At 61.1% G+C, this 12,753-nt stretch carries 11 protein-coding genes; 7 read left to right on the top strand and 4 right to left on the bottom strand.

What is annotated here, in order from left to right; all coding sequences use genetic code 11:
* Positions 1 to 367: 367 nt before the first annotated feature.
* Positions 368 to 1,744: a bifunctional UDP-N-acetylglucosamine diphosphorylase/glucosamine-1-phosphate N-acetyltransferase GlmU gene (gene glmU, locus O0879_RS22010; protein ID WP_289918757.1), complete on the bottom strand. Its 1,377-nt coding sequence runs from the start codon at positions 1,742 to 1,744 to the stop codon at positions 368 to 370.
* A gap of 25 nt (positions 1,745 to 1,769) precedes the next feature.
* Here glmU and O0879_RS22005 point away from each other — a divergent pair, with 25 nt between their 5' ends.
* The 5 genes from O0879_RS22005 to O0879_RS21985 all read left to right on the top strand — a co-directional run bounded on the left by O0879_RS22005 (position 1,770) and on the right by O0879_RS21985 (position 5,016).
* On the top strand, positions 1,770 to 2,675 hold the full coding sequence (locus O0879_RS22005) for a DUF6279 family lipoprotein (RefSeq protein ID WP_289918755.1): 906 nt from the start codon (positions 1,770 to 1,772) through the stop codon (positions 2,673 to 2,675).
* Between the two features lie 69 nt (positions 2,676 to 2,744).
* Positions 2,745 to 3,404, top strand: coding sequence for a 16S rRNA (guanine(966)-N(2))-methyltransferase RsmD (gene rsmD, locus O0879_RS22000; RefSeq protein WP_289906005.1), 660 nt, complete (start codon positions 2,745 to 2,747; stop codon positions 3,402 to 3,404).
* A 112-nt stretch (positions 3,405 to 3,516) separates the two neighbouring features.
* A complete protein-coding gene (gene coaD / locus O0879_RS21995; protein WP_034752633.1) occupies positions 3,517 to 4,014 on the top strand; it encodes a pantetheine-phosphate adenylyltransferase in 498 nt (165 codons plus the stop codon).
* A gap of 14 nt (positions 4,015 to 4,028) precedes the next feature.
* Positions 4,029 to 4,295, top strand: coding sequence for a YfhL family 4Fe-4S dicluster ferredoxin (locus O0879_RS21990; protein ID WP_077398358.1), 267 nt, complete (start codon positions 4,029 to 4,031; stop codon positions 4,293 to 4,295).
* A gap of 112 nt (positions 4,296 to 4,407) precedes the next feature.
* The gene (locus O0879_RS21985; protein ID WP_289918753.1) at positions 4,408 to 5,016 is read left to right on the top strand and encodes a chalcone isomerase family protein; all 609 of its coding nucleotides are present in this window, start codon (positions 4,408 to 4,410) and stop codon (positions 5,014 to 5,016) included.
* A gap of 66 nt (positions 5,017 to 5,082) precedes the next feature.
* On the opposite strand, the gene O0879_RS21980 is transcribed toward O0879_RS21985, so the two are convergent.
* Positions 5,083 to 5,388 carry a hypothetical protein gene (locus O0879_RS21980; protein WP_034752641.1) on the bottom strand — a complete coding sequence of 102 codons (306 nt, stop codon included), beginning with the start codon at positions 5,386 to 5,388 and terminating at the stop codon, positions 5,083 to 5,085.
* Positions 5,389 to 5,580: 192 nt separating this feature from the next.
* On the opposite strand from O0879_RS21980, the gene O0879_RS21975 reads away from it, so the two are divergent.
* The gene (locus O0879_RS21975; protein WP_034783859.1) at positions 5,581 to 6,561 is read left to right on the top strand and encodes a LysR family transcriptional regulator; all 981 of its coding nucleotides are present in this window, start codon (positions 5,581 to 5,583) and stop codon (positions 6,559 to 6,561) included.
* 49 nt (positions 6,562 to 6,610) lie between these two features.
* Here O0879_RS21975 and O0879_RS21970 read toward each other — a convergent pair whose 3' ends face one another.
* The gene (locus O0879_RS21970) at positions 6,611 to 8,170 is read right to left on the bottom strand and encodes a methyl-accepting chemotaxis protein (RefSeq protein WP_289905999.1); all 1,560 of its coding nucleotides are present in this window, start codon (positions 8,168 to 8,170) and stop codon (positions 6,611 to 6,613) included.
* Between the two features lie 204 nt (positions 8,171 to 8,374).
* Positions 8,375 to 8,830 carry an Lrp/AsnC ligand binding domain-containing protein gene (locus O0879_RS21965; RefSeq protein WP_010393827.1) on the bottom strand — a complete coding sequence of 152 codons (456 nt, stop codon included), beginning with the start codon at positions 8,828 to 8,830 and terminating at the stop codon, positions 8,375 to 8,377.
* A gap of 206 nt (positions 8,831 to 9,036) precedes the next feature.
* Between O0879_RS21965 and putA the strand changes: the two genes are divergently transcribed.
* Complete coding sequence (gene putA, locus O0879_RS21960) at positions 9,037 to 12,690, top strand: trifunctional transcriptional regulator/proline dehydrogenase/L-glutamate gamma-semialdehyde dehydrogenase (protein ID WP_289918751.1); 3,654 nt, start codon at positions 9,037 to 9,039, stop codon at positions 12,688 to 12,690.
* Positions 12,691 to 12,753: the final 63 nt, after the last annotated feature.

The raw sequence follows: 12,753 nt of genomic DNA, 5'->3' as shown, positions 1-12,753 counted from the left end.
AGCTATCCACCGTCTGTGCACGGCTTTTCCACAGGCTTACCCACAGCAATATGTGGGAAGCAGGTGACAAAACTGCAGTTATCCCCACTTGTACCAACGCTATCCAGCGCTTATCCGCAGGCTTACACACAGAGTTATCCACAATCCGCAGGAAAAGGCGATTGCATCGCTGGCAAGCCGCTGGAATCAGCGGAAAAGGCAGCGACACGCGCATGGCGGGCCAGATTGAAAAACTTGCCTACAGCTTATACGCAGGCTTGCACACAGGCTTATGCGCCACTTGTGCAGCGGCTTGCCCACAGAGTTATCCACATACAAAAAAGGCAGGCCATGCGGCCTGCCTGTGTGCAAGGGCTGACTGCGCCGCTTACTTCTTGATTTTCACGGGACGCGTCCAGCCGTCGATGGTCACCTGGCGCGCGCGCGACACGGTCAGCTTGCCGGCCGGTGCATCTTTCGACAAGGTCGTGCCCGCGCCCAGGGTGGCGCCCTTGCCGACGGTGACGGGCGCGATCAGCTGGCTGTCGCTGCCGATGAAGGCGTCGTCTTCAATGACCGTGCGGAACTTGTTCACGCCATCGTAGTTGCAGGTAATCGTGCCGGCGCCGATGTTGACCTTCGAACCGATGGTGGCGTCGCCGATATAGGCCAGGTGATTGGCCTTGCTGTGCGCGGCAATCTGGCTGTTTTTCACTTCGACGAAGTTACCGATATGCACGTCTTCCGCCAGGACCGTGCCCGGGCGCAGGCGCGCGTAGGGGCCGATGATGGAAGCGGCGCCGACGATGGCGTCCTCGATATGGCAGAAGGGCTTGATGTGCGCGCCAGCGGCCACCGTGGCGTTGATGAAGACGTTGTTGGCGCCTACGCGCACGCCGTCGCCCAGTTCCACACGGCCTTCGAACACGCAGCCCACGTCGATGGTGACATCGCGGCCGCAAATGAGTTCGCCGCGCACGTCGATGCGGGCCGGATCGAGCAGGGTCACGCCCCGTTCCAGCAGCGCTTGCGCGATATTGTTCTGGTGGATGCGTTCCAGCTGGGCCAGCTGCACCTTGCTGTTGACGCCCGCCACTTCCCACACGGCGGCCGGATGGGCCGAAGTGACGGCCACGCCATCGGCGACGGCCTGGGCGACGATATCGGTCAGATAGTATTCCCCTTGGGCATTGTCATTCGACAAGGCCGACAGCCATTGCTTGAGCTGCACGGTGGGCGCGACCATGATGCCGCTGTTGATCTCGCGGATGGCGCGCTCGGCGGGCGTGGCATCCTTTTCCTCGACGATGCGCACGATGGCGCCGTGCTCGCGCACGATGCGGCCCAGGCCAAACGGCTCGTCCTGTTCCACGGTCAGGATCGCCAGCTTGTCCTTGCCGGCCGCCTGCACCAGTTGCTGCAGGGAAGCGGCGCTGGTCAGCGGCACGTCGCCGTACAGGATCAGGGTCGGCACGCTGTCATCCAGCAAAGGCAGCGCTTGCTGCACGGCATGGCCGGTGCCCAGCTGCTGCGCCTGCTCGGCGGCGTCGATCTGCACGCCATGGTTCACCTTGTAGCCGTCGAGCAACTTCAGCACCGCTGCGCCCCCATGCCCGTAAATCACGCATAATCGGGACGGCGCCAGGCCGCGCGCCGTGTCGATGACGTGCGACAACAGCGGCTTGCCCGCCAGCGGGTGCAATACCTTGGGCAGTGCCGACTGCATGCGTTTGCCCATACCGGCAGCGAGAATGACAACGTTCATAGACCGTCTTTTATAAGTTAAGAATATGAAAAAGTTTAACACGCAGGCCCCGTCTTCCACGTCTTCCAGCCGCTTGATGTATGCCTTACTGGCCATCCTGCTCGTCGTCATGGCCGGTTGCAGCGGCTTGCGCCTGGCCTACAACAATGGCGATACCGTGCTGTACTGGTGGCTGAACGCGTATGTCGACCTGGACCGCGACCAGAAGGGCTGGGTGCGCGACGATATCGACAAGCTGTTCGACTGGCACCGCAAGACGCAATTGAAGGATTACGTGGAAATCCTGCGCACGGGCCAGAAGCAGTTGCAAGGCAATGCCACGCAGGCGGACCTGCTGGCGGATTACAGCGAGATCAAGCAGCGCACCCAGGCGCTGTTGCTGAAGGCGGCGCCCGAGCTGGCCGACCTGGCGCGCTCGCTCAAGCCCGAGCAGATCGCGCAGATGGAAAAGAAGTTCAAGTCGAACAATGAGGATTACCGCAAGAAATACCTGAGCGGCGACCAGGAGAAACGCCAGAAACTGCGCTACAAGAAAGCCATGGAGCAATTCGAACTGTGGTTCGGCAGCTTCAGCAGCGAGCAGGAAGCCCTCATCCGCAAGGCGTCCGATGCGCGTCCGCTGAACAACGAGATCTGGCTCGACGAACGCATGCGGCGCCAGCAGAACGTGTTGAGCCTGGTCAAGAAAGTTCACCAGGAAAAACTCGGCAAGGAAGCCACCGTGACCTTGATCAACACCCTGATCAAGGACAGTTTCGAGCGCCTCGAGCATTCCGAGCGCAAGGCCTTCTTCGATGCCTACGAAAGCAGCACGGCGCAGATGGTCATGACGGTGATCAAGATCGCCACGCCGGCGCAAAAAGCCCATGCCGTCAAGCGCATGCAGGGCTGGATCGACGATTTCAATTCCCTCGCCACGCAAGCCAAATAGCCAGGCAGCGCCAGCAGGGGGGAGGGGGCCATATGCTATAGTGGCCCCCATCGAATTGAAGAAATACCCATGCAAAAGAAAATAAAGAAACCCGCCAAAGTCCCCGTCCACCACGCGCCGCCACCGAACCAGGTGCGCATCATCGGCGGCCAGTGGAAGCGCTCCGTGCTGCCTGTTTTGCAGGCACTGGGCTTGCGCCCGACACCGGACCGCGTGCGCGAAACCGTGTTTAACTGGATCAACCACTTGCGCGACGGCGACTGGACCGATGCCCAGGTGCTGGACCTGTTCGCCGGCAGCGGCGCACTCGGCTTCGAGGCGGCCAGCCGCGGCGCCGCCGCCGTCACCATGGTCGACACCCATACGCCCGTGATCCGCCAGCTGGAAGAAAACAAGACGAAATTGCGCGCCGACAATGTCCAGCTGCTGCGCGGCGACGCCTTGCTGACGGCGCAAGGCCTGGCATCGCGCGGCCAGCGTTTCGACCTGATCTTCCTCGATCCGCCCTACCAGCAGGATTTCCTGGCGAAAGTGTTGCCGCTGTGCGCCAACCTGCTCAAGGAAGGCGGCATGGTGTATGCGGAATCGGGCTTGCCGCTCGTCTTCGATGCAACCAGCGCTCTGGAAAAACCGGAGTGGATGGCGCCGTGGGAAGTCATCCGCGCCGACAAGGCGGGCACCGTTTATTATCATTTGCTAACTTACAACAAAGTGCCGGCTACTGCCTGAATCTGCCTATAAATGAGGCAAAAAAGCTCCCTGGCCCGAGGCGCAACACCAAGGTGGTCACCAATTTCAGGCATAATGCGCGTCTATATTGGTGCATCGTCAGGGAGCCGCAATGGTTGTAGCCGTTTATCCAGGAACATTCGATCCGCTCACGCGCGGTCATGAAGATTTGGTGCGCCGCGCATCGGGTCTGTTTGACAAGCTGATCGTCGGTGTGGCCGACAGCAAGAACAAGCAACCGTTTTTCTCGCTCGACGAACGCCTGGAAATCGCCAACGAAGTGCTCGGCCACTATCCGAATGTGCAAGTGGAAAGCTTTTCCGGCTTGCTCAAGGATTTCGTGCGCAAGCATGAAGCGCGGGTCATCGTGCGCGGCTTGCGCGCCGTCTCCGACTTCGAATACGAATTCCAGATGGCGGGCATGAACCGCTACCTGCTGCCCGATGTCGAAACCATGTTCCTGACGCCATCCGACCAGTACCAGTTCATTTCGGGCACCATCGTGCGCGAAATCGCGGCGCTGGGCGGCGACGTCTCCAAGTTTGTCTTCCCCTCGGTGAACCGCTGGCTGCAAAACAAGATTGCCGCCAACGCTGCCTCATCGCAATAAGTAAGAGTGAAATCATGGCATTACTGATCACCGACGAATGCATCAATTGCGACATTTGCGAGCCCGAGTGCCCGAATGACGCGATCTACATGGGCGCGGAAATCTACGAAATCGATCCTAACAAGTGCACCGAATGCGTGGGCCACTTTGACGAGCCGCAATGTCAGCAAGTGTGCCCCGTCAGCTGCATCCCCTTCAATCCCGCCTGGCGCGAAAGCCCGGAGCAATTGATGGCCAAGTACGAACGCCTGCAGGCGGAACTGCCCGCCGCCAAAGCCTGAGCTTTTCTTCCGCGCCACTCCCGGGCCACGTCTGCGTGGCGCCAGCTTCTGCCAACTGTTCTACACTGTGTGCTGACTTATCCACAGCCCATGGTTTCCACGGAGGTAGAAGATGCAAATAAGCACATCCCGTTTGGGCCGCTCCCTGGCCACCGCCTGCCTGTGCGCCAGCCTGTGCACCGCCGTGGCACGACCAGCGCTCGCCGTCGAGGTGGGCGGCGTCAAGCTGGACGACACGGTGCAGCTGGCCAGCCGCGAATTAAAACTCAACGGCGCCGGTGTGCGCTACAAGGTCATCTTCAAGGTGTACACGATCGCGCTGTACCTGCCGGAAAAGAAAACCCAGCTGGCCGACATCCTGGCGCTGCCCGGACCGCGCCGCCTGGAAATCGTCATGCTGCGCGACATCACTTCCGACGAGCTGGGGCAAGCCTTCATGCAAGGCTTGAAGCGCAGTTCCGACCAGGCCGACCGCACGCGCCTGCTGAGCCAAACGATGCAGTTCGGCGCCATGTTCGAAATGGTGCCCGGCCTGAAGAAGGGCGACATCCTCACCGTGGACTGGCTGCCGGAAGAGGGAACGTTGTGCAAGCTGAACGGCAAGCAGGTGGGCGACACGGTGCCGGACCTGGCTTTCTATAATGCGCTGCTGAAAATCTGGATAGGTGCCCATCCGGCCGACACCATGTTGCGCGCGCATTTGCTGGGCGACATGGCGTAATCGGCTGGCGGCTGGCGTAAAAAAAGCCGGCGCAGGCCGGCTTGTCATTCTGCAACAGTTGCTCGCTCACGCACGCGTCGACAGGGCGCGCAATTCGGCGGCATTGCTTGGCGATACGCCATCCATCTTGCCGAGCGTGCGTTTCAAGGCTTGCGCTTCGCGCATCTGCTGGCGCGCCAGGCGCTCTTCGCGGCTCAGCTTGGGACGCACCACCAGCATCATGGCGCGGGCGATGCCGACCAGCAAAGGCTTGAACAGCAGGGCGAAGGCGCCCACGGCGACGATCACCAGCACGAGTTGCAGGGCGTTCAGCAGGGAAATCTCCAGCACGGGTGCGGATACTGCGTACAGGGCGGAGGCGAAGGTAGACATAGTGTTCCAGTGCATTATAGAATTTGCCAGTACTATAGTGCAGTGCAACATATAAATCTAATTCCATTTCTTGATACCAATTATATGAATCGTGAATGGAAAACTGTAATATTTTTTTACGAGTGAAAATATTCGTGCCCGGCGCGGTTTACACTCTTAAGTAATCAATTCAACTTTTATCTTGGGCTTTCCATGAGTTTTCTGACGCTGGATCTGAACTTGCTGCGTGTTTTCGACGCCGTCATGACGGAACAAAACCTGACGCGCGCAGCCGGCCACCTGGCGATGACGCAGCCGGCGGTATCGAACGCCATCAAACGCCTGCGCGAGAGCCTCGGTGATGAATTGCTGATCCGCACGGCCTATGGCGTGAAACCCACGCCCCGCGCCGAAGCGCTGTGGCCGTCCGTGCGCTCGGCCCTGGCCAGCCTGGAAGCGGCTGTCACGCCGGAAACCTTCGACGTATCGAAAACACATGCCACTTTCCGCATGGCCATGGCCGATGCGACGGCCGCGTTCTGGCTGCCTTCGCTGATGCGCTCGATCGAACGGGAAGCGCCCGGCGTCAACGTACGCATGATGCCGCTGACCACGCGCGAACCGCGTCCCATGCTGCTGCGCGGCGACATCGACCTGGCCGTGGGCTTTTTTCCCGGCGTGGCGGCACAATTGTCGAGTGAAACGGGTTCGCCCATCCGCCACGAGCGCCTGTATTCCGGCAAGTATGTGTGCGTGATGCGGCGCGGCCATCCGCTGGCCGACAAGGAATTGACCCTGGATAACTACTGCGCGGCGAACCATTTATTGGTGAGCTTTTCCGGCCGCGCGCATGGCTTGATCGACGAGGCGCTGTCGCAGATCCACCGCGAACGGCGCATCTTGTTGACGGTCAACCAGTTCTTCACGGCCGGAAGAGTCGTCGCCAATTCCGACCTGATCACGGTCTTGCCGCGCCATTTGATCGCCTCGACGGGCATGACGGAATCGCTGCTGTACAAGGATTTGCCGTTGACCTTGCCAGCCGTCCACCTGGACATGCTGTGGCACGAGCGCGACGCCCGCAGCCCCGCCCACAAATGGCTGCGCAACCACCTGGAAAGCATGAACACGCCCACCCTGCGCACGGCCACGGCGGCCGGCGGCGGCGTGGCGCCCAAGCCGCACGTCGAGTAAGACTTGCGACAGGACAAAAAAACGCCTGATATCTCATCAGGCGTTTTTTTTATGCGTGGCTGCTGGACCTGTAACCGATTCTAAAACCGCCCCAGTGCTTGCCCTCGACGTGGATGGGCACGGATAAATCGTGCATGACTTCGCCCGTGTCGCGTTTATAGGTCTGCAACAGGAACGCCTTGGTGTTGCTGCCGCAGCGCTTGCCCGTGCGGTCGCTGAAGATGCGCTTGGTGCGGTTATTTACGATATCGGTGGCGTAATCGCCCGTCAGCGGCTGAGAAAACTTCTTGTTGTGCGTTGGAAAATATCCATTGTTGTCGACGGCGCCCGCATACGCCAGGTGGGGCAATGCCGCCAGCACGCCTTCCTGCAAGTCGGGCAGCACCTTGTCCGTGAACGCGTCGAATTTCGTGTTGTGCTTGGGCGGATCGGTATTCGGGATGGGGCGGTAATGGCGGTCGAACAGGGCGTCGCGCGTGATGCGCCCCGAGGCGATCGCTTGCTCGAAGAGTTTGCCCACGTCGCGCGCGGCGCGCTGGGCCGCCTCGCGGATCTCGTCGTGCGGCGTGGCCACGCTCGATTCGCCCAGGGCGCCGGCGATCACTTCGGCCCGCTCGGCCAGGGCCATGGCCGATTGCGTGGCGCGCGGCAATTCGGCATTCGTCGACAGCATGCTGTCGCGGATTTGCCCGATGGCGTCGGCGATCACTTGCGTCGTCTCGACGTGTTCGCGCGAGGCGCGGGCGATTTGCCCGATCTCGTCCTCGGACTCGCCCGATGACTGCTCGATATGGCTGAGCGAGGCGTGCACGCTTTGCACATTGCGCGCCGCTTCCGTGACGCCGGCCGCCAGCGAACTCATGCCACGTGCGGCTTTTTCCGACTGTTCATTGATTTCGCGCACCATCACGCTGATTTCATCGGAGGCTTCCTTGGTGCGCTGCGCCAATTGCCGCACTTCCCCGGCCACCACGGCAAAACCGCGCCCGTGTTCGCCGGCGCGCGCCGCTTCGATGGCGGCGTTCAGCGCCAGCAAGTTGGTGCGCGCGGAAATATCGGAAATGGCTTCCGTAAAGCCCGTGATGCGTTTGGATTTTTCCTGCAAGCTCAGCATGTTGCTGGAAGCGCCTTGCGCTTCCTCGCGTGCGTTATTGATGCGCTGCAAGCCCTGGTCCACTTCGGCGCGCGCCGCCACGCTTTCCACGCGCACGCCGGCGGCCACCTTGGCGGCCCGTTCCGCATTGGCGGCGATCTTTTCCGTCATCGCGGCATTTTGTACGGAACTGTCGGCGATGTCGCTGGCCGTGCGGACATCGAGTTCCACCTTCTGTTTGACGGAATCGACAAAATACGAGGTTTCCGCCGCGCCGATCATGATGGCATCGATGGCGTTGCCCACCGTGTCGGCGAACTGGTGCAAGCCCGGCTCGCCGCGCGGACGGCCGGCAAACGCCAGCAGCGCGGCGCCGATGGCGGCGGCCACGCAAGCAATCAGATAGGGATGGTCGCCGCCCGAGAGCAACAACAGATAGGCCAGGCAACAGGCGACGGCCATGGCCAGGATCGTGAATACAAAGAAACGCACCAGCTGATGCTGCAACTGCTTCATTTGTCCCCCGCTGCGCGAACCCGTCACGTCCCGCGAAAGGGACGTGCCGTAACCGTATGCGGGTGGGCACGATTGCCCACTTTGCACCCTGAAGTGACCGTCTGCGCGGCGTTTCAGGCGGCTACCGGATAGCAGAATTGTAGTTCTACCCTACAACATTTGTTCCGATAGCTCAATCAGAAAAGTGGGGCGGCTACACCAGGGTCACTTAATTGGCAATTTGGTCGTGTTTTTGACCTCTTCCATGACGGCATAAGTGTGGGTTTCCCGCACACCTTTCTGCAACAGCGTCTTGCCCAGGAATTCGCGGTAGGCGGCCATGTCCTTGACGCGCGCCTTGACCAGGTAATCGAAACCGCCGGCCACCATGTGACATTCCAGTACCTCTGGAATGATTTGTACGCTATGCTTGAAGGCGTCGAACACTTCCGGTGTCGTGCGATCGAGCACCACTTCGATGAACACCAGCAGCGACACGTCGAGCAGCTGCGGGTTCAACTGGGCCGTATAGCCCATGATGTAACCGGATTCGTGCAACTTGCGCACGCGCTCCAGGCAGGCGGCCGGCGACAGGTTCACGCGCGCGGCCAGCTCCACATTGCTGATGCGTCCATCGCTCTGCAATTCCATCAAGATTTTCTTACTGATCTTGTCCAGCATTACCATCACCCCCAAATTAATATTATTTGGTTAAATTGTCGCATCAAAAACTATCTATTGCTAGTCCCCTGTATTACCAGAATTAATCCATAAGAATCCCCTTTACAATCGAATCATCTTAACGTCCGACTTTCTGTATTTTTTTGCACCAAAAAAGAGCAAGAATTACGTCAGTTTTCGTCCCCTTTTCCTTGTAAAGAGCACTTATGCACCCTGCAGGCCCCTCGGCTTTTACCCCGATTCCTTTTGCTGCGTTCCAGGCAGAAATCCTGCCCGAAGCGACACCACAACGCGCCGCCGTCACCGCCGCCTATAGGCGCGATGAGGTTTCCGCCGTGCAGTGGCTGTTGCAACAAGTGCGCCCCAGCAGCACCGAAACGATAGCCGAAGGGCAAGCCCTGGCGCACCGCCTGGTCTCGAACGTGCGCCAAAAACGCACACGCGCCTCCGGCGTCGATGCACTGATGCACGAGTTCTCGCTATCGTCGGAAGAGGGTGTTGCATTGATGTGTCTGGCTGAAGCGCTGTTGCGTATACCCGACAGTCAAACGGCCGACCGTCTGATCGCCGACAAAATCAGCAAGGGCGACTGGAAGAAACATCTGGGCGAATCGCCGTCGCTGTTCGTCAACGCGGCCACCTGGGGCTTGCTGATCACGGGCAAACTGGTCAGTACCAGCAGCGAATCGGGCCTCGGTTCGGCCATGACCAAGCTCATCGCCAAAGGCGGCGAACCGCTGATCCGCAAGGGCGTCGACCTGGCCATGCGCATGCTGGGCAACCAGTTCGTGACTGGCCAGACCATCGAGGAAGCGTTGAAGAACAGCCGCGACAACGAAACGCGCGGCTACCGCTACTCGTACGACATGCTGGGCGAGGCGGCCCTGACGCAGCAGGACGCAGCCAACTACTACGCCTCGTACGAAACGGCGATCCATGCCATCGGCAAGGCCTCGAACGGCCGCGGCATCCGCAACGGCCCCGGCATTTCCGTGAAACTGTCGGCCCTGCACGCGCGCTACAGCCGCGCCCAGCGTGCCCGCGTCCTGGAAGAATTGTTGCCGAAAGTCAAAGCGCTGCTGTTGCTGGCCAAACAGTACAACATCGGCTTCAACATCGATGCGGAAGAGACGGACCGCCTGGAACTGTCGCTCGACCTGATGGAAGCACTGGCCTTTGATACAGATTTGGCCGGCTTCGACGGCATCGGCTACGTGGTGCAGGCGTATCAGAAGCGTTGCCCGTTCGCCATCGATTTCCTGATCGACCTGGCGCACCGCAGCGGCCGCAAGTTCATGGTGCGCCTGGTGAAGGGCGCGTATTGGGATGCGGAAGTCAAACGCGCGCAAGTCGACGGCCAGGAAGGCTATCCCGTCTACACGCGCAAGGTCTACACGGACGTCTCTTACCTCGTGTGCGCGCAAAAACTGCTGGCGGCCAGCAGCCTGATCTATCCACAGTTTGCCACGCATAACGCGCAAACCCTGTCGACCATCTACACGTGGGCGAAACGCGACGGCATTACCGACTACGAATTCCAGTGCCTGCACGGCATGGGCGAAACCTTGTACGACCAGGTCGTCGGCCCCGACAACCTCGACAAGCCGTGCCGCATCTACGCCCCCGTCGGCTCGCATGAAACCCTGCTGGCCTACCTGGTGCGCCGCCTGCTGGAAAACGGCGCCAACTCGTCCTTCGTCAACCAGATCGTCGACGAAAGCGTGGCCATCGATAGCCTGATCCGCGATCCGCTGGAACAGGCGCGCCTGCAGGGCGGCTTGCCGCACCCGTCGATTCCATTGCCGCTGGACATGTTTGGCAGCGAACGCAGGAACTCGGCCGGCCTGGACCTGTCGAATGAAGACACCTTGCGCACCCTGGCCACGGGCCTGGCGCAGCAGCAGACGTGGCAGGCGGCACCGCTGATCGATGGCGCCGTCAGCCTGAACGGCCCCACGCACATGCTGCACAACCCGGCCCAGCACGACGACGTCGTGGGCAAGGTCATGGAAGCCGGTCAGGCCGACGTGGAAACGGCCCTGGCCAGCGCCAGCGCCTTTGCCATGGATTGGCAAACCACGGAACCGTCGCTCCGTGCGCAAGCGTTACTGCGTGCGGCCGACCTGTTCGAGGAACACCATATCGAGCTGATGGCCCTGGCCGTGCGCGAAGCGGGCAAGTCCCTGCCGAACGCGATCGCGGAAATCCGCGAAGCCGTCGACTTCCTGCGTTACTACGCGGCGCAGGTGGAACACGCGCCGAATACCCTGGCGCTGGGGCCCGTCACCTGCATCAGCCCGTGGAATTTCCCATTGGCCATCTTTACGGGCCAGCTGGCCGCTGCCCTGGCGGCGGGCAACGTGGTGCTGGCCAAGCCGGCCGAGCAAACGCCGCTGATCGCCCACCGCGCCGTGCAATTGCTGCATGCGGCGGGCGTGCCGCGCGGCGCGCTGCAATTCTTGCCCGGCAGCGGCGAGATCGTCGGCGCCGGCCTGTGCAATGACACGCGCGTCAAAGGCGTGATTTTCACGGGCTCGACGGAAGTGGCGCAATTGATCAACCGCAACCTGACCGCGCGTGCCGTGGCCGAAGGCATCGACATTCCCCTTATCGCCGAAACGGGTGGCCAGAATGCCTTGATCGTCGATTCGTCCGCCTTGCCGGAGCAAGTGGTGCAGGACGTCATGTCGTCCGCTTTCGACAGCGCCGGCCAGCGCTGCTCGGCCTTGCGCGTGCTGTTCCTGCAAGCGGAAATCGCCGACAAGACCATCCACATGCTCAAGGGCGCCATGCAGGAATTGCGCGTTGGCAACCCTGACCGCCTGGCCACGGATATCGGTCCCGTCATCGATGCGGAAGCGCAAGGTAACTTGCTGGCGCACATCAACAAGATGAAAACCATGGCCATCGACCATTATTCGCTCGATTTGCCGACCGTCAAAGGCACGTTTGTCGCCCCGACCGTGCTGGAAATCAAGTCGCTGGCGCAATTGACGCAGGAAGTCTTCGGCCCCGTGCTGCACGTGATCCGCTACAAGCGGTCCGAACTGCCGCAACTGGTGCAATCGATCAATGACAGCGGTTACGGCTTGACCCTGGGCATCCATACGCGCATCGATGAAACCATCGATTTCATCACCAAGCGCGCGCACGTGGGCAATATTTATGTGAACCGCAACATCGTGGGCGCCGTCGTCGGCGTGCAACCGTTCGGCGGCGAAGGCAAGTCCGGCACCGGCCCCAAGGCGGGCGGCCCCCTGTACCTGAAACGCTTGCAGCGCAATGCGCCGACCGGCGCGCAGCACCAGCGCCAGGCGCCGCCGGCCCTGGATGCGCTCACCGTGTGGGCGAAGATGCATGGCCACGACCAGGTGCAGCAACTGGCGCAGGACTATGCACGCACCACCTTGCTGGGCAGCACCACCGTCTTGCCAGGCCCGACGGGGGAGCGCAATACCCTGAGTTTTGCCGCGCGCGGCACGATTCTGTGCGCGGCCGCCACCTCCGGCACCTTGATGAACCAGCTGGCGGCCGTGCTGGCCACCGGTAACCAGGCCCTCGTGCTGGCGCAAGCGCCGGATCTGATCCCCGGCGACTTGCCGGCCGCGCTGAAGGACCGCATCCAGGTCGTCAGCAGCCTGGCGTCCGTCAAGCATGATTTCCAGATCGCCATGATCGAGCCTTGCCTCGATGGCCAGCTCAAGCCGCTGCTGGCGGCACGGGAAGGGGCCTTGGTGGGCACCATCGCCACCACGCAAGAGGGTGTCATCCCCCTGTGGCGCCTGGTCGCTGAGCGGGCGCTGTGCGTGAATACGACGGCGGCCGGCGGTAACGCCAGTCTGATGATGCTCAGCGTCTAAAGGAACCCGAGAAAAAGTCCATGGCATTGTTGCCTTGCCTGGCCGTACATTCGTACTGCCTGC

This window comes from Janthinobacterium sp. SUN120, assembly GCF_030397735.1.
GTDB lineage: Bacteria > Pseudomonadota > Gammaproteobacteria > Burkholderiales > Burkholderiaceae_D > Janthinobacterium > Janthinobacterium kumbetense.
The sequence above is the reverse complement of the archived record's forward strand: the minus strand, read 5'-3'. Positions and strand labels throughout refer to the sequence as shown.